This window comes from Jeotgalibacillus marinus, assembly GCF_040801915.1.
In the GTDB taxonomy this organism is placed as follows: domain Bacteria; phylum Bacillota; class Bacilli; order Bacillales; family Jeotgalibacillaceae; genus Jeotgalibacillus; species Jeotgalibacillus marinus.
Window position 1 is genome coordinate 449,272 of sequence record NZ_JBFMIA010000001.1, and the last position, 17,441, is coordinate 466,712.

The 17,441-nt window shown below is 39.0% G+C and carries 14 protein-coding genes and 1 other annotated feature; all 14 genes read right to left on the minus strand.

What is annotated here, in order from left to right:
• Positions 1–126 precede the first annotated feature (126 nt).
• Positions 127–2,061, minus strand: coding sequence for a threonine--tRNA ligase (thrS, locus tag AB1471_RS02350; protein ID WP_367777948.1), 1,935 nt, complete (start codon positions 2,059–2,061; stop codon positions 127–129).
• 76 nt (positions 2,062–2,137) lie between these two features.
• Positions 2,138–2,369: a binding site (T-box leader), on the minus strand.
• Positions 2,370–2,449: 80 nt separating this feature from the next.
• Positions 2,450–3,385: a primosomal protein DnaI gene (dnaI, locus tag AB1471_RS02355; protein ID WP_367777949.1), complete on the minus strand. Its 936-nt coding sequence runs from the start codon at positions 3,383–3,385 to the stop codon at positions 2,450–2,452.
• Positions 3,385–4,800: a replication initiation and membrane attachment family protein gene (locus AB1471_RS02360; protein WP_367777950.1), complete on the minus strand. Its 1,416-nt coding sequence runs from the start codon at positions 4,798–4,800 to the stop codon at positions 3,385–3,387. Before AB1471_RS02360 ends, dnaI begins: the two co-directional genes overlap by 1 nt.
• 73 nt (positions 4,801–4,873) lie before the next feature.
• Positions 4,874–5,329, minus strand: coding sequence for a transcriptional regulator NrdR (gene nrdR, locus AB1471_RS02365; RefSeq protein WP_367777951.1), 456 nt, complete (start codon positions 5,327–5,329; stop codon positions 4,874–4,876).
• A 209-nt stretch (positions 5,330–5,538) separates the two neighbouring features.
• The gene (locus AB1471_RS02370; RefSeq protein ID WP_367777952.1) at positions 5,539–5,922 is read right to left on the minus strand and encodes a hypothetical protein; all 384 of its coding nucleotides are present in this window, start codon (positions 5,920–5,922) and stop codon (positions 5,539–5,541) included.
• Between the two features lie 92 nt (positions 5,923–6,014).
• On the minus strand, positions 6,015–6,395 hold the full coding sequence (speD, locus tag AB1471_RS02375) for an adenosylmethionine decarboxylase (RefSeq protein ID WP_367777954.1): 381 nt from the start codon (positions 6,393–6,395) through the stop codon (positions 6,015–6,017).
• Positions 6,396–6,812: 417 nt separating this feature from the next.
• Positions 6,813–7,850, minus strand: coding sequence for a glyceraldehyde-3-phosphate dehydrogenase (locus AB1471_RS02380; RefSeq protein ID WP_367777955.1), 1,038 nt, complete (start codon positions 7,848–7,850; stop codon positions 6,813–6,815).
• 199 nt (positions 7,851–8,049) lie between these two features.
• Entirely contained in the window at positions 8,050–8,646 is a 597-nt protein-coding gene (coaE, locus tag AB1471_RS02385; RefSeq protein WP_367777957.1) for a dephospho-CoA kinase, read from the minus strand.
• A 17-nt stretch (positions 8,647–8,663) separates the two neighbouring features.
• The gene (mutM, locus tag AB1471_RS02390) at positions 8,664–9,536 is read right to left on the minus strand and encodes a bifunctional DNA-formamidopyrimidine glycosylase/DNA-(apurinic or apyrimidinic site) lyase (RefSeq protein ID WP_367777958.1); all 873 of its coding nucleotides are present in this window, start codon (positions 9,534–9,536) and stop codon (positions 8,664–8,666) included.
• Between the two features lie 21 nt (positions 9,537–9,557).
• A complete protein-coding gene (polA, locus tag AB1471_RS02395; RefSeq protein ID WP_367778117.1) occupies positions 9,558–12,173 on the minus strand; it encodes a DNA polymerase I in 2,616 nt (871 codons plus the stop codon).
• 219 nt (positions 12,174–12,392) lie between these two features.
• Positions 12,393–13,349: a protease modulator HflC gene (gene hflC, locus AB1471_RS02400; protein WP_367777959.1), complete on the minus strand. Its 957-nt coding sequence runs from the start codon at positions 13,347–13,349 to the stop codon at positions 12,393–12,395.
• On the minus strand, positions 13,346–14,320 hold the full coding sequence (hflK, locus tag AB1471_RS02405) for an FtsH protease activity modulator HflK (RefSeq protein WP_367777961.1): 975 nt from the start codon (positions 14,318–14,320) through the stop codon (positions 13,346–13,348). Before hflK ends, hflC begins: the two co-directional genes overlap by 4 nt.
• 310 nt (positions 14,321–14,630) lie before the next feature.
• Positions 14,631–16,394, minus strand: coding sequence for a two-component system histidine kinase PnpS (gene pnpS, locus AB1471_RS02410; RefSeq protein WP_367777962.1), 1,764 nt, complete (start codon positions 16,392–16,394; stop codon positions 14,631–14,633).
• Between the two features lie 2 nt (positions 16,395–16,396).
• Positions 16,397–17,110: a response regulator transcription factor gene (locus AB1471_RS02415; protein WP_367777963.1), complete on the minus strand. Its 714-nt coding sequence runs from the start codon at positions 17,108–17,110 to the stop codon at positions 16,397–16,399.
• Positions 17,111–17,441 lie beyond the last annotated feature (331 nt).

Here is a 17,441-nt window from a genome sequence, read left to right on the forward strand (position 1 = left end):
ATCCTTTTATTGCCGTAAAACCCTTATTTCTGAACCCTGCATACATATTTCAGGTGAAAACTCACAAACCAACCCCCATCGAAAAAAAGCGACCGAATCGCTCCGGCCGCTTTTTACTTTAATCGATTATTTTTTATACGCTTCTCGCTTCAACATCGACGAGAACGATTCAAATGAGAGTGTTTCAGAATTTTGTTCTCCATATTTACGAACATTTACTTCTTCATTTTCAACCTCTTGGTCACCCACTACAAGCATGTATGGGATTTTCTTCATTTGTGCTTCTCGAATTTTATAGCCCATCTTTTCATCTCGAAGATCAAGTTCAACACGTGCACCGCTTAAGCGCAATTCATCTTGAACTTTTTTCGCATACTCAAGATGAACATTAGGTGAAACTGGAATGACTTGTACTTGAACAGGTGCAAGCCACGTCGGCAATGCCCCTTTGTATTCTTCAATTAAGAAGGCCACAAAACGTTCCATTGTTGACACAACCCCGCGATGAATCACGACTGGACGATGTTGCTTGCCATCTTCACCAATGTAGTTCAAATCAAAGCGTTCAGGTAGTAAGAAGTCAAGCTGTACAGTCGACAGTGTCTCTTCTTTGCCCAGCGCCGTTTTCACTTGAACGTCTAGCTTCGGTCCGTAAAATGCTGCTTCACCGTCTGCCTCAAAATAGTCATGACCCATTTCATCCATTGCTTCTTTTAACATACTTTGTGCTTTATTCCACATTTCATCATCGTCAAAATATTTCTCAGTATCTTCTGGATCGCGATAGGATACACGGAATTTGTAGTCATTTAAACCGAAATCTTTATAGACTTCTTCTACAAGACGTACTACACGTTTGAACTCTTCTTTAATTTGATCTGGGCGAACAAAGATGTGTGCATCGTTTAGCGTCATTCCTCGTACACGTTGAAGGCCAGATAGTGCTCCAGACATTTCGTAGCGGTGCATTAAGCCTAGCTCTGCAATACGAATAGGTAGCTCACGATAGCTATGAATATCTTGTTTGTACACCATCATATGGTGAGGACAGTTCATTGGGCGAAGAACGAGTGATTCATTGTCCATTTCCATTGGAGGAAACATGTCATCTTGGTAGTGCTCCCAATGTCCGCTTGTTTTGTATAAATCAACGCTACCCATTGCAGGTGTGTATACGTGGTCATACCCCATTGAAATTTCCTTATCAACAATGTAACGTTCGATTGTACGTCGGATTGTTGCACCTTTAGGCAACCAAAGCGGCAATCCTTGACCAACAAGCTGTGAGTTTGTAAATAGATCAAGCTCTTTCCCAATTTTACGATGGTCACGTTCTTTTGCTTCTTCAATCATTTGCAAGTGGTGTGCAAGGTCTTCTTTTTTAAAGAAGGCCGTTCCGTAAATGCGTTGCAGCATTTTGTTGTCACTGTTCCCTCTCCAATAAGCTCCTGCCACACTTAAAAGCTTGAACTCTTTTATATGTTTTGTTGAAGGAACGTGAATTCCACGGCAAAGGTCGAAAAATTCACTTTGCTTATAAATTGTTACCTTTTCATCAGCTGGAATAGCGTCAATCAACTCAAGTTTATACTCATCGTCGATTTCTTTAAAACGAGAAATCGCTCCATCACGACTAACCACTTGACGTTCAACATCAATATTAGCCTCAACAATTTTTTTCATTTCTTTTTCGATTCTAGGAAAATCTTCAGTCGAAATTGAAGATGCAGTATCGATATCGTAGTAAAAACCGCCTTCAATAACTGGACCAACACCAAGCTTTGCATCTGGATAAATACGCTTAATAGCTTGAGCTAAAAGGTGAGCCGTGCTGTGACGCATGATTTCAAGCGATTCTTCGTTGTCTGGTGTTAGAATTTCAATCGCACCATCTTGTTCGATCGGTGTGCGAAGATCAATGATTTCACCATCCAATTTACCGGCAATCGCTTTTTTCTTTAAACCGGAAGAAATTGATGAAGCGATTTTTTCGATTGATGTTCCTTTTGGATACTCTTTCGAATGACCATCAGGAAAAGTAATGTGAATAACGTCTGACATAGCTCTCACTCCTCATAATATGGGCAAATCGTCAATACGATCAGCCAAAAATTAATACAAAAAAGCCCCGCCCCTGGAAAGGGACGAGGCTTGGTAAGCAATCTCGTGGTTCCACCCTTTTTTCTGATCAGCAAAAACGATCAGAATCTCTGGTTCAGCTAACGGGCTGCATCCGGTGTGAGCTATTCAAGATTCACTCACACAGTTCCAAGGGGGTAAATCGATTATCCGTGATAAAAGGCTTTCAGCCTAAGGCCCTTCTCTCTAAGATCCGTAATAATGATTGTTATCCTTATCATAACTGATGTTCGTTATGGGATTAAAAGTATTTCGTTAAAAGTCATTTTAGAGGATCTAAATCGCAAAAGCAAGCTTATTTTCTAAAAAACTAATTTCTCCGATTTTTCCCTTCCATTTTGACTGGGATAGTTAGGTATTTGATGCGTTCCATAATTCTAGCTGCTTTAACTGGTTCTTCTTCCCCGCGCTGAGAGTACGTTAAATGGTGCTCTAACTCTTTGTAATCAAAATTCGAGGTAAAGAAAGTTGGAAGTTCTTCAGCCATACGAAACTGTAAAATCGTACCTAGTACTTCATCACGCGCCCAGCTTGAAAGAGACTCAGCACCGATATCATCTAGCATTAAGATAGATGATTTCTTTACCGCTTCCATTTTACTATTGAATGACTGATCCCCGATAGCCTGCTTCATTTCTCGTAAGAACTCTGGGAAATACAAGATAAAGCTAGCTTTATTTTTTTTCTTTAATTCATTGGCAATGGCACCAAGCACAAAACTCTTACCAACACCGAATGTACCATGAATAAACATTCCTTTGTAATGATCTTTATCATGAACTAGACGATCCACAATGTCGTCAGCCATTTCACTCACCATCATCCGGTCTGACGAGTCAAGATCAATATCATCAAGTGTTGCACGAAGGACATCTTTTGGTACATACATACTTTGAATAAGCGATTCTGTTTGACGTTGTTCATCATGAGCGGTTTTTCGAGGGCAACGATAATATTCTAAATCAATCAGGGAACCTTGAATGATAATTTTTGGTTCGTGCCCGCCCATTGTGTTAATACACCCTTCTAAACTTGGGCAATTTCTACATGAACTTGAACGGTTAATGTATTCGTATAGCTTGATCATTCCTTGCTCCATCGCATTAGGTGCAAGTTCATCTTTGTGAGATTCAAAGAATTGCTGCACTTCTTTATTCGCCATAATTTCATTCTTCATCGCCACATACCGTTCTTGAAACCGTTCAGATCCAGCCAGCTGCTTTAGTGTACGGTTAATTGGCTCCATTATTCTTCACCTGCCTCAAGCTTCTTTTGTCGACGCTTTTCTAAAAATTTCCGCTTTCTTTCTTCAAATTCAAGGTCAGTGTCACCGTTGGTTGAAGAAGGGATTGATGGTTCTTCTACAGAATCTTGTCTATCTTTAAACCAATCAGGTAGCTTTTCTTTTCGTATTGTTTTATTACTCTTACGCTTCTTTGTCCCATTGTTTGTTTCTTCTTTCCACTCCATGTATTGCTTATGCTCCATTTTCGCGAGCTCCATAGCTGCTTTGACCGTCGTAATGTTCTTGCGAGCCCAATGTGTTGCAATTTTTTCAACGTACCCTTTCGTTAGCTTCATGTCTGTCCGAATGAGTACAAATTGAAGAAGTACATTCACAACACCAACAGGAAGTTTTTGGACATACAAAAGATCTTCAATCATCGCCAATTCTGTTTTGGTTGCCCCCGTTCCGTTTGGTGATGCATCCTTTAACACTTGGACCGGCGAAGCGTGATCAAGATAATAAACTAAATCATCTTCAGCAGAGATGTCATTAGGTGTTTCAATTTCTTTTTCTATGTTCCCTACTGATTGAAGCTTTGGAAACGTTGGACTACGATGCACCTGATAATAATCCCTAGCTGCTTTGCGCAACAATTCTATATCAATTTCATTATCCTCAGTAACAGCTTCGATAACAATATTTTTCATATCGAGTACACCTAATCCATATAAAGTTGACAGCTTTGCAATCATATTTTTCACATGATAGGTTAACGCTTTTCTAGGCACCATCATTTCAGAAAGTCCAGCAAGCAATAAATGAAAATCAAAATTCGCGAAATCCGTTTGAATTCCTTCATTTTTTGTTTCAAAAAGAAGGGTTTCATTTTCACGCTCCTGTTCAAATGATAAAGGAGTAGCTTGGGTCAACGCTTCAGATGAGAACACATCTTGAAACGTTCTCGTCACTTCTCTGTATGTAAGTCGATCTTCAAAGCGAACAATAAAGCGCTGTTTTAACCGTAAAAATTGTGCATTTCCAACTTGGCGATATAAAAAAACACTTAACATCGGGTCATCAAAAAATTCATTTGGATGTAATGGTGGCTGCAGTTGATAAATAAACTGGCGATTATCTCCACCTTTTGTATACGTTTTAAGCAATCCCATGCCCTCAAGTCTTATACGTGCCTCAAACAATTGATCGATACTTGTAGAAAGCATTCCCATTAACGATGCATGGATGGACGGTTCGCTTTCAAGCTGATGACGCTCGACTTCGCCCCACAGCATGGAGTATAAACTCGTTGAAGAAGCACCAACAAGAGGTTGATAGAGAAACTGAAGAATATCTCGGTCACTCTCGTGTAACATGCCATTTAACTGAACACGATACTCATCTGTTGGTTGAACTTCCTTCCACATGTTCGTCATAGCTACATCGATCCCTCCCATTTTGAAACAATAGACAAAAAAGAGCTAAGGAATCCCTCAAGCTCCCTTATGCTCATCCTTTACTTATAAGTTCTTTTAGTTCTTCGATAAAAACGTTGATATCTTTAAATTGGCGATAAACAGAAGCAAAACGCACATATGCCACTTCGTCAACAGCAGATAGGCGATCCATTACCATTTCACCAATGTCGACAGAAGGTGTCTCTGATTTGCCTTGATTCCTAAGTTCCCGTTCAATAGATGAAGCGATTTTCTCTAGCTCTTCAAACGGTACAGGACGTTTTTCACAAGCTCTGATTAAGCCTCTCAATATCTTCTCTCGACTAAATTCTTCACGAATTCCATCTTTTTTAACAACAATTAACGGAATTTCTTCAACTTTTTCAAAGGTAGTGAAACGGTACTGACACGATTCGCACTCTCTGCGTCGGCGAATCGACTTTCCATCATCAATTTGTCTGGAATCAATGACTCTTGTCGTACTTTCGTGACACGACGGGCATTTCATGTAACCAGCTCCACAACAAGATTATTTCCTTCTATCATATAAAAAATAGGAGTAAAGTACAAGGTAGTCACCCTAGAAATCCTAATAAGACAGCTATCGTTATCTCCAGTTAACACTACGTATACGGAGTGGTCGATAGGTGAAGGTAATTGAACATCCGTAATTCAACATAACTAATAGTGACTCTAAAAAACTCCTAACAGCACCCCTTACTTATCAGCCAAGTGCAATTGTTGACCTAACATGTGATAACAAGATTCAATCTCCTTCTTTAAAAGAGGATAAGCACCGCTTACGATCATTTGTTCAGGTGAGGCTTTTATATCCACAGCTGTCTGAAAAGGACGAACGCTGACAACAGTCACGATTAAAAACATCGAAGGCTTACTTTTTTTCTGTACCATAATTTCACCATGCTCTTTTGAGACAGATGTAATGGAATAAGCTGGTGAAGAATAAAAGCGCTTAACTTCTTCAAAGACCTTATCAAATGTTGCTTTATAATAATGTGTTTGAAGGGCCTCTTCTTGATGTTGGTCTGCCGTTTCACACTCTTGGCTAAACCGTTTAAACATTGAACGTAATCCTGCCAACCCTATCTCCTCCTGCAACCCTTTTCTCTATTCTATCAATATTTGCTCAAAAGAAAAAGAGATGCTAGTTGCACCTCTATTTACGATCATCATTAAATTGCACTTACAGTTGATTGGCCGACTCGTACTGGACCCATACCACGAGGAACTTCGATCGTTTCACGTTTTTTAGATCCTAAAGATTCAGCAATATAATTAGCTGCGATTGTTGGATCTAAATCACCACACGTATAAACATCTATGCTTGCATATCCATGTTCCGGAAAGCTATGAATCGTTAAGTGTGATTCTGAAATAATCACCACTCCACTCACACCTTGTGGCGCAAATTTGTGGAAGGCAACTTCTCTTACTTCCGCACCTGATTTTAAAGCTGCATCTACGAATACTTCTTCAATTAATTCCAAGCTGTTTAACTTATCAAAGTCACAGTCCCATAATTCTGCTATTACATGACGACCCATTGTTTCCATTGATCGTTCCCCCTTAAAAGTAAATTTGATTAGATTTGGTTGTTCATACGATCTCTACCACGGGGGAAAGTTAGTCCAATGAGGTCCTAACCCTTAAGTAGAAAAATGATTTGTCTGTAACCAAATAAGATCACGAGAAATAGTATACGATTTTCAAAGAGATAATGCAATAAATAAATGAACAAAAAACAGCGAAACAAAAGCGCCAATGGCTCGCTCAGCTCAGACAAGTATAAGACGTCTCGCACAGCTATGTGTTGTTTGCCTATTGGGCAAGACGTTACAGAGGGGCTAGGTGTTTTAGGTGGGTGAATTATTCCAAGTTCAACAGCCGACCACATTTATTTCATCATATAGTTTCTAAAACAGTAAAAAAACGACCACGTGATTACACGAGGTCGTTTTGAGTAAAACGTATTATGATACTGTCACTCTTGAAGATGATTTCTCCATTTCGTGTGCAACGTGCTGAACAAGATCTACAACGCGGCAAGAATATCCCCATTCGTTGTCATACCATGCAAGTACTTTTACTTTTGTCGCTCCTATAACCATTGTAGAAAGTCCATCAATAATGGCTGAATGTTGATTTGTATTAAAGTCGATTGAAACAAGTGGCTCTGTTGTAAATGACACGATGCCATTCAGTGAATCATTTGCTGCTCGTTTAAAAGCATCATTGATTTCACCGACTGTCACTTCGCGTTTCACGTCCACGACAAGGTCAACAAGTGATACGTTTGGTGTAGGCACTCGTAGCGCCATACCGTGTAATTTCCCTTGAAGATTCGGCAAGACTTTTCCTAGCGCTTTTGCAGCGCCAGTGGAAGTCGGAATAACCGATTGACCACAAGAACGGGCTCTGCGTAAATCTTTATGTGGGTTGTCAATATTTTTTTGGTCGTTTGTATAAGCATGAACGGTTGTCATTAAACCGTTTTCAATACCAAATGCTTCATCAAGTACTTTCGCAACAGGTGCAAGACAGTTTGTAGTACAAGAAGCGTTTGAAATAACATCGTGCTTATCGACTTCTAAAACGCTTTCATTTACACCCATAACAATCATAACATCTTCTTGTTTGCCTGGTGCTGTTAAGACGACTTTTTTTGCTCCTGCGTCTAAATGAAGTGCCGCTTTATCACGCGAATTGAATTTACCTGTTGCTTCAATCACGATGTCAACGTTCATTGACTTCCATGGTAGTTGGCTTGGGTCACGTTCGCTAATAAGGGCAATCCGTCGTCCATTTACAATTAAAGCATTCTCTTCCGTTTGTACATCGCCCTGAAAAATACCATGGGTTGTATCATATTTCAACAGATGAGCAAGCGTTTCAACAGGATAGCTAGCATTTACAGCAACGATAGTAAGGTTGTCTTCCATTACCGCTTTTCTAAATACCATTCTACCTATACGTCCAAAACCGTTAATTGCAATGTTCGTTCTTTTCATGCAGATCCCCCTAATAATGTTATACTGTTAATAAAATAACTAATATTAGTATAACATATTAAACGCTTTTGGGAAGAAGTTAACGATCTAAAATAAAAATTGATGAAACTGACCAAATAAAATGGTCAATTCCATCAATTCAAATTGGGTCCCAATCTACTTATTGGGTCACCATTGCACTGTTTGTCGAAGAAATTCCTCAAACTTTCAATTGCCAGGTTTCCAGCAGTTCTTTTATTTGGTGAATTGATTCATCAACTGTTCCATTGTTATCAATGACTGCATCCGCTTGGTCTTTCTTTTCATCTAGCGGAATTTGAGAAGAAATACGTGCATTTGCTTCTTCTTCTGTGTAATCATTTCGCTTCATCAGTCTATTTCGCTGCGTTTCTTCCTCCACATAAACAACGACGATTTTATCGACCATCCATTGCAATTTGCTTTCAAATAAGAGCGGGATGTCTAATATAATTGTTTGTTTGCCATTCGCTATTGCTTCATCTTTTTGAGTAAGCATATCTTGACGCACGGCCGGATGAATAATTGCATTTAACTTCTTACGTTCAGTTTCATCACCAAAAATGAGCGCACCTAACTTTGCACGATCAATCGTCCCATCTTCTGCGATAACATCTTTACCAAATTGATCAACAATCTTAAAGTAAGCCTCTTCACCTGGTTCCACTACCTTACGCGCTGATTTGTCCGCATCAATAACGGTATAATCATTTTTAATGAACCAATTAGCAATCGTGCTTTTTCCGCTAGCAATGCCTCCTGTTAAACCTATAATCATAATCGTTCACCATCCTTTTAACGCTGGCATTTTACACAGTAATGCGAATTTCGTCCACCAATCACAGCTTGTTTTACAATAGATCCACATGCTGGACAAGTTTTTCTTCCATACATACGAAGGCGATGCTGCATGCCACCTGCCTCGCCGTTAACATTGCGGTAATCAGAAATACTACTGCCACCGGCATCAATTCCTTCTTGCAGCACGTCAACAATGTGATGAAATAATTCAGTCTTTTTTTTCATACTCATCCTCACAACGCTTCTTTTCGGGTGCACCTTGCATCGAAATAGCGCTTCTGTCGCGTAAATATTTCCACAACCTGCGATCACTTGATGGTTCATAATCACTTCTTTAATTGGTTTTCGGTGGAATTTCGGCACATTCAATCCTGCTAAGAAACGTTCTTCTGCATTTTCATCAAATGGTTCCGGCCCTATTCCATTTAGTGGAGAATGATCGGTTAACTCATTTAAAAAACGCAATTCACCAAATCTGCGAATATCGGAATAAACAAGCATCCTCCCGCTCTCAAACTCAAAAATAACATGGACATGAGAGCGAAATTTACTTTCTGTTATGCCATCAAGTGAGTCAATGACAAACCAAGCTCCTGTCATTCCTAAATGAGACAAGAGGAAACTTGATTCGCTTTCTTTTTCTATTTCAAATAACAGGTATTTACTTCTACGTTCAATACCTTTAATCGTATAGTCAATAATGAGTAGAGTAAACTGCTCAATACTCATTCCTTTGAGTATTGCTTGTTTGCCGAGAGAATGAGATTGATGAACCTTTTCTGAGAAAATAACTGCGACAATTTTCTCTCCAATTATATATGGTTCTAGCCCTCGTTTGACGTGTTCAACTTCTGGTAACTCTGGCATTTATGACACTTCCTTTTTGACTCACTTCGCATCGTACCATGTCTTTCCATAAGAATAATCGACTTTAAGCGGTACAACAAGCTCAACCGCTTGTTCCATGACTTCTGGCACAATTTCTTGCAGTCGTTCCACTTCCTCTTTTGGGCATTCAAAGATTAATTCATCATGGACTTGTAACAGCATTCTCGTTTCTAAACCTTCTTCTTCTAATCGAATGGCCATATTGATCATAGCTTTTTTAATAATATCTGCAGCTGTCCCTTGAATCGGGGTATTCATCGCTGTACGTTCAGCAAATCCTCGCAGGTTGAAATTACGACTTGTGATTTCCGGAATGTATCTGCGACGGTGAAGCAACGTCTCAACATATCCTTTTTGTTTCGCATCTTTCACAATGTCATCCATGTATTCCTTCACTTTTGGATAGCTAGCAAGGTAGCGCTTGATAAATTCAGCTGCTTCTTTCCGAGGAATATCTAAGCTTTGCGAGAGTCCATAATCACTTATGCCATACACGATACCAAAGTTGACAGCCTTAGCATGTCTGCGCATGGCAGATGTTACTTCCATCTCTTTAACCCCGAACACATCCATCGCAGTATTTGTATGAATATCAAGGTCATTATTAAAAGCAGTAATCAGTCCCTCATCACCTGAAATATGGGCAAGTACACGTAACTCAATTTGAGAGTAATCCGCTGCGAACATAATCCAGTCTTTATTAGAAGGAATGAAAGCTTGACGAATTTTGCGTCCTTCTTCCAAACGAATGGGGATGTTTTGAAGGTTTGGATCAATCGAGCTTAATCTTCCCGTTTGCGTTAACACTTGATTATAACGTGTGTGAATTTTGTTTGTTTCTTTATTTACCACCTTTAACAATCCTTCAATGTAGGTGGACTGTAATTTACCAAGCTGGCGAAAATGAAGAATATATTCAATAATTTCATGGTCTGGTTGTAATTTTTCAAGTACATCTGCTGATGTTGAATAGCCAGTCTTCGTTTTCTTGACTACTGGCAATCCTAACTTTTCAAATAAAATGACGCCAAGTTGTTTCGGTGAATTTATATTAAATTTCTCACCAGCAATACGATGAATGCTTTCTTCAATATCAGCAAGCTTTGATTTTAATTCTTCGCCCATTTCTTTTAAACGATCAACGTCAACTAAAACACCTTTACCTTCCATATCTGCAAGGACTTGCGCTAGAGGAAATTCAAGCTCTTCAAACAAGGTAAACTGTTCGTTTTTCTCAAGCTCTGTTATACAAATGGATTGTATGGTGCCTATCGCAGCTGCTTTACGCGCGATGTGTTCTCCAATAATCTCATCACTCGGCACGCTTTTTTTCGCACCTTTTCCATAAATGGATTCATCGGATTGGACCGTGTCTGCACCATGACGTTTGGCAATAGAAGCAAAATCGTCTGCTACTTCGGATGCGTCAATGACATATGACGCGACAAGCAAATCAAAGTCAACACCTCGTAAGTCCATTCCGAGCCGTCCAAATGCTACGATCGATTGCTTAGCATCATACACTGATTTCTTTATAGAGTCATCTTCAATCCATGTTTTAAATAAAGATGACTGCTCGGCAACATCCACTGGAATAAAATAAGTACCCTCGTCATGATGAAGTCCGATTCCTAAAATATCTGCCGTATGATAATTAACACCAAACAGTTCTATATGAAGTTCTGCTTGAGCAGGGAGCATGGATTTGTCGATATCCGTTACATGATGCCATTTCACATCTTTCAGTTCGACCGCATCTTCTGCCTTACCGCCTCCTAACTTATCTAATAACGAGTTAAATGCGAGCTCTTTATAAAGTGAGCGAAGCTTTTCTTCATCTGGCTCTCTTCTTTCAAGATCTTCAAGCGCCACTTCAACAGGTGCAACACGTGTGATTGTTACAAGTTCTTTACTCAATTTTGCTTGATCTTTAAATTCTGTGAGCTTCTCTTTTAACTTCGCACCTCTTACTTCGTCTACAGAATCCAAAATGGTTTCGAGTGTACCAAACTGCTTTAACAATTTGATCGCTGTTTTTTCCCCAACACCAGGTACGCCTGGAATGTTATCGGAGGAGTCTCCCATTAAGCCCTTCATATCAATGATCTGATCGGGTGTTAGTCCATATTTTTCTTTTATATGATCAGGTGTATACGATTCCATATCCGTAATGCCTCTGCGCGTAATTTCAATACGGGTTTTATCGGAAGAAAGCTGTGTCATATCTTTATCACCGGAAATGACGACCACATCAAATCCTTTTTTCTCAGCCTGAAGAGATAGCGTACCGATAATATCATCTGCTTCATATTGATCAAGCTCATAATGATCAATCGAGTAGGCTTTTAAAAGGTCACGAATAAATGGAAATTGCTCAGATAGCTCAGAAGGCGTTTTTTGACGTCCACCTTTGTATTCAGAAAATGTTTTATGCCTGAATGTTGTTTTTCCTGCATCAAACGCAACGAGCACATGGCTCGGTTTTTCATCTTCAAGCACTTTCATTAGCATGGTAGTAAAGCCTAAAATAGCATTTGTATGTACACCTTTATCATTATTTAAAAGTGGTAGTGCAAAAAAAGCGCGATAAGCAATACTGTTCCCATCAATCAACATGAGTTTTTTACTCAAAATAAATCCCCCTTATAGGTTGCATTCGCTGGCAAAGATCTATCCAAAGCAGCTTGCACATCTAGGAATAACCTCTTTTAGCTAGCTGCATTTCTTTTGTGTCATTCTTGCCTAAATGAAATACCGTTGTTCCTCTCTCATTTTAGCATGACCAAAATGAAAGAGAAAACAACGGCACTAGTTATTCTTATATTTAGCTGCCTCTTACTCTAAATAGCCTGAAAGTAAGCTGGCATATGGTGAATCGGACGGAAGAATGATCATTGTTTTATCATCAATTGTTGTTTTGTACGATTCGAGTGTTCTAAATAGCTCATAAAATTCTGGGTCTTTCGAGAAAGATTCATTGTATGCACTCGCTGCCTCTGCTTCACCTTCTGCTCGAATAACATCCGCATCAGCTTTTGCTGTTGCAAGCAGTTCTTGTACTTCACGGTCTGTTTGGGCTTCAATACGATTTTTATTCGCATCCCCAGTCGATAAGTATTCTTGAGCTGTCGATTGACGTTCAGAGATCATTCGAGTGAAAACGGATTGTTCATTTTCTTCAGGTAAGTCTGTCCGCCTCATTCGAACATCTACTACACGAACGCCAAATTCTTCTTGTTCAAGGAGCGTGTTCACTCGCTCTGTCACACGATCATTTAAACTACCACGTGATGATTTTTCATCGTTAATAATTTCATCATAATCAAGTTGCCCTAGCTCAGATCGAACAACAGAGTAAATGTACTCTTCCATTCGAGATTCAGCATTGATCATTGTTCCAGCATTAGATATCATATTTTTTGGATCCGTAATTTGCCAAACAGAATAGTTATCTATGATAATTCTTTTTTTGTCTTTCGTATTAATCTCAGCTTCAGTCACATCATAAGTCATTTGATATTTAGGGAGCATTGTAACTGATTGAACAAATGGAATTTTCCAGTTTAGTCCTGGTTCTTCTACTATTCTAACAACTTCTCCAAATTGACGGATTACGCGGTATTCTCCTTCTTTTACGATAAATGTGTTCAACAGCACAATAATAAGCAACGCAATCAAAATGATTAAGATTGTTCCAATTTTGGTGTACTTGCGCCACTCCATCGCGACTGTTGATCCTTTGGATTTACTAAAGTCAAAGATCTTTCCATTTGGCGTTTTTTCATCACTCATGATTGACCATCCTCACTCTCTTGCTCTTCTGTTGGTACTGGTGGTTGTTGTTCGCGCTCAAGTGGATTTAATGGTAAATATTTAAGTGTGCCTCCATCGTCATTCATAATGTACACTTCAGCATTAGGTAGTACTTCTTCTAACGTTTCTAGTATAAGACGTTGACGTGTCACATCAGGGTTGGTTTGATACTCAGCATACAGCTTGTCGAAAATCGCAACATCTCCACGCGCTTGTTCAATACGAGCTGCTTTTTCTCCTTCGGCACGCAACTTAATTGCATCTTCTTCCCCTTGTGCTTCATTCAATTTTTGATTTCGATACTTCTCTGCTTCATTTTCTTTTGTATTCATCGTTTCACGTGCATCCGTTACATCAGTAAAAGCTTGACGAACTTCTTCGTTTGGCAATTCTACATCTTGCAACTGAACAGCTTGAACAGAAATACCAATACTATATTTCTCAATGAGTGAAGAAAGTAACTCTCTTACTTCGTCTTCAATTTCAGCTTTCCCAGTTGTTAAGGCAGCATCGATAGTTGAACTCCCGATAATACTTCTGATCGAAGCAGATGTAGCATCATACAGGATACTTTCTGGATCCTCTGAGTTAAATAAGTAATCTCGTGGTTCAGTAATTTTCCATTGCACGACAAGATCGGCTAACGCAATATTTTCGTCACCTGTAATCATTCTTGTTTCTTTAGGAAATGATTCGATTTCTCCATCTTTTTGGTCATAACCAAACTGCAAACTAAATGTTTCTTTTGATAAAATTTCAACCTGCTGAATCGGCCACGGTAGTTTAAACTTTAGACCTGACTCTGTAATGGTTTCATTCGCTTCACCAAATGTTAGTACTAAGGCCTGTTCTGATTCATCAACGGTGTACCAGGATGTAAACAAAACAACTAATAATAGCGCAGAACCGATGACAATCCCTACACCTGTTAAAATTCTTCTCACACTCATATCGATCTTCCTTTCAAAAAAATTCTTCTCCTCTCTTACGGTGTAAAAAAGGAAAAGTTTCAGATATATTTCAACTTCATTTCAAAAAGCAACAGTATCAGTTAAACACGTATTAAAGGCCGTGGTGTATAAAGTGACAAATGTGACTAGTGAGGAAAGTGAAAAAAAATGTATAAGGCCCGCTCGAAGGAGAACCTTGACTACTATATTTCCTAAACAATGAAAAAAGACGTAAACGAAGTCTATTCACGTCGCTTTTCTCAAACTAGCGGGTGAAGGGGGTTCACTTAGTGCCTTATAATTGAACTCATTACATCCGATTTTTAATGTTTTTGGGCAATGAGATGTCAAAAGCAGTTCCTTCATCTGGTGTACTTTCGACCGTTATCTCTCCTGCGTGTACTTCGATAATGTGTTTCACAATCGCAAGACCAAGACCTGTTCCACCGGAATTTCGACTTCTCGCTTTATCGACACGATAAAAACGTTCGAAAATTCGAGGGATTTCTTGCTCGTCCATTCCAATGCCATCATCTTCAACTCGTATCAGCACACGGTCTTCCTCATCTTGTAACAAGACTCTAATTTCACCATTAGGCTGTGAATATGTCATCGCATTACTCACTAAGTTGATAAATACTTGTTTTAACCTGTCTTGATCTCCTTCAATAAAGCTTTGATCACTTCCTAAAAGAGAAATCGTCATTCCTTTTTGCGACGCTTTTTGCTCCATCATCGTCTTAACTTCTTGAAGAAGTACGCGCAAATCCATTGTAGAAATATTGAGTTTAAATCCTTGTTGCTCAACTTTTGATAATTCAAGTAAATCTTGAATTAGCGCCTGCAATCGATCGCTTTCTTTTAAAATAATCGATAGGAAAGAATGTAGTGCCTTTTCATCAGCCATTGCCCCATCCAACAAGGTTTCTGTAAATCCTTTGATAGACGTGATCGGCGTTTTAACTTCATGCGACACGTTGGCCACAAAATCTTTCCTCATTTGTTCAAGCATTTTTAATTCAGATATGTCGTGAAAAACTAGAATAATTCCTCGCCAAGCGCTGCCTTTACCAATGATTGGCGCACCATACACTTCTAAGTGTCGTTGATCATAGGAAGCTGATAAATGCAGTTGTCTACGCACTCGCTGTTCTGTCATAAACACTTCTTCAGCAAGTTGTTGAACTTTTTCTTCAGAAAAAATATCTACATAACGCTCATTCAATACATCATCAATTTTCATATGGAAGAAATCTAAAAATGGACGATTGACCAAAACAATATACCCTTGACGATCAATCATAATCAGTCCGCTTCCCATATTTTCAATCAACGTTTGAAGACGATCTTGTTGAATCGTTTGACTATTGATCATTTCTTGCAAATTCCTAGCCAAAATGTTAATTGCATTACTAAGCTTCCCTGATTCATCCACACGATCTTCATACGTTCTTGCACGATAATTTCCCTTTGCAAGCTCAATCGCAACTTTTGTCGCTGAATCAATTGGTTTTGTATATCGATTTGTAATTTTTGAACCTATTAAGATAATGATGAGCAGAGCAAGCCCTAACGTAATAGATAGAATAATCCATATTTGTCGATATACATCTTTTAGCTCATCAAAAGTTGTACCGATTACGACAACCCCTGTAGTATCACCTATCGTAATTCCTTGAGCATAATAAATGATGTCCTCTTCCACTTGATAGCGTGAAATAACATCACTTTGATTTAATTGATCTTCTTGTATCGTTTCAATCATTTCTTCATGACGCTCGATTAACCCGTTATTCTCACTGTCATAGACCGTCGTATCTTGTTCGTCTAAAATGGTAATTCGCATATCTAAAACATCGCTAATTTCATCAAATTGTGAGGTAGAAATCTCCTGAAGAGAAGATTGTTGTTCTACTTGGCTCACAATAATTGACACTTCTTTTTCAAACCTAGACTGTAGGGCATTTGGGTAATACGATTTAAATAGTTCACCAATTAGTACCCCAAGCCCAATCAGTACTAATAAGATAAGCGAAATTAACGCGAATAAGAGTTGCGTCCGAAAACTAGTCATCCTCACTCTCCTTTAGGCTTCTCCATTTTATAGCCAAGCCCTCTGATCGTTTTTATGTAAAGAGGTTTTTTCGTGTTTTCTTCGATTTTTTCGCGCAAATGACTAATATGAACGTCAACAATTCGCGTACCACCTGCAAAATCATAGTTCCATACAGTTTGCAGCAACTGATCACGGGTTAAAACGCGCCCTTTGTTTTCAATTAAATAGAGCAGTAGCTCAAATTCTTTTGGTGTTAATTCAAGTAGCGTGTCTCCAAAATAAGCTTCATATTGATCTGGAAATACTCTTACATCTCCTACTGAAAATGACGGTTCTTCATCTTGCACTACTGCTTTAACTTCAGCTTGTTTCGTTCTTCTTAAAATCGCTTTTGCTCTTGCTACCACTTCACGTGGGCTAAAGGGTTTTGTCATATAGTCGTCAGCACCTAATTCAAGGCCAAGTACCTTATCAAACTCATCCCCTTTTGCTGTAAGCATAATAATTGGAATTTGGACGTGCTCTTTGCGCAATTCTTTACAGACTTCAATGCCATCCATTTTCGGGAGCATTAAATCTAGAACAATTAAATCTGGTCCCTCTTCAAGTGCTTTTTGTTTGCCATCTTCACCATCAAAAGCTGTAATTACCTCGTAGCCTGCTTGCTCTAGATTATACTTAAGTAACGTTACAATGGATTGTTCGTCATCTACAACCAAAACCTTTTTAGCCATGTCATACCTCCAGGTTCTATAGTAAACCTCTGTGTTCATCCAGTAATTCACTTTTATTATAGTATAGAACAGGACAGCATGACGATTTAAATAGAAAAAAGCGTACCTACGCACGCTTTTTTGTCAATTGCCCGACCGAGATCACCTGGTTACTGAGCATTTCTTCTCCCAGTAGAATCAATATGGATTGGCAACAGTACAGTTCAATTGGAGAAGTACCTTGCGGTTTCTCCAATTGAACTGTTCGACTCAAAATGAAAACCCTCAGGAAGTGAAGTGAACCCAAAAAGCTAATCACTCGCCTGTAGGTTTTGTGTATATGAAAATAAAT

Coding starts and splice junctions, on each gene's coding strand:
- thrS (WP_367777948.1), bottom strand. CDS start 2,061: ATGTCAGACGTTATTCACATTACTTTTCCTGATGGTCATTCGAAAGAG.
- dnaI (WP_367777949.1), bottom strand. CDS start 3,385: ATGGAGCCAATTAACCGTACACTAAAGCAGCTGGCTGGATCTGAACGG.
- AB1471_RS02360 (WP_367777950.1), bottom strand. CDS start 4,800: ATGACGAACATGTGGAAGGAAGTTCAACCAACAGATGAGTATCGTGTT.
- nrdR (WP_367777951.1), bottom strand. CDS start 5,329: ATGAAATGCCCGTCGTGTCACGAAAGTACGACAAGAGTCATTGATTCC.
- speD (WP_367777954.1), bottom strand. CDS start 6,395: ATGGAAACAATGGGTCGTCATGTAATAGCAGAATTATGGGACTGTGAC.
- AB1471_RS02380 (WP_367777955.1), bottom strand. CDS start 7,850: ATGAAAAGAACGAACATTGCAATTAACGGTTTTGGACGTATAGGTAGA.
- coaE (WP_367777957.1), bottom strand. CDS start 8,646: ATGATTATAGGTTTAACAGGAGGCATTGCTAGCGGAAAAAGCACGATT.
- mutM (WP_367777958.1), bottom strand. CDS start 9,536: ATGCCAGAGTTACCAGAAGTTGAACACGTCAAACGAGGGCTAGAACCA.
- polA (WP_367778117.1), bottom strand. CDS start 12,173: ATGTTGATTGATGGGAACAGTATTGCTTATCGCGCTTTTTTTGCACTA.
- hflC (WP_367777959.1), bottom strand. CDS start 13,349: ATGAGTGATGAAAAAACGCCAAATGGAAAGATCTTTGACTTTAGTAAA.
- hflK (WP_367777961.1), bottom strand. CDS start 14,320: ATGAGTGTGAGAAGAATTTTAACAGGTGTAGGGATTGTCATCGGTTCT.
- pnpS (WP_367777962.1), bottom strand. CDS start 16,394: ATGACTAGTTTTCGGACGCAACTCTTATTCGCGTTAATTTCGCTTATC.
- AB1471_RS02415 (WP_367777963.1), bottom strand. CDS start 17,110: ATGGCTAAAAAGGTTTTGGTTGTAGATGACGAACAATCCATTGTAACG.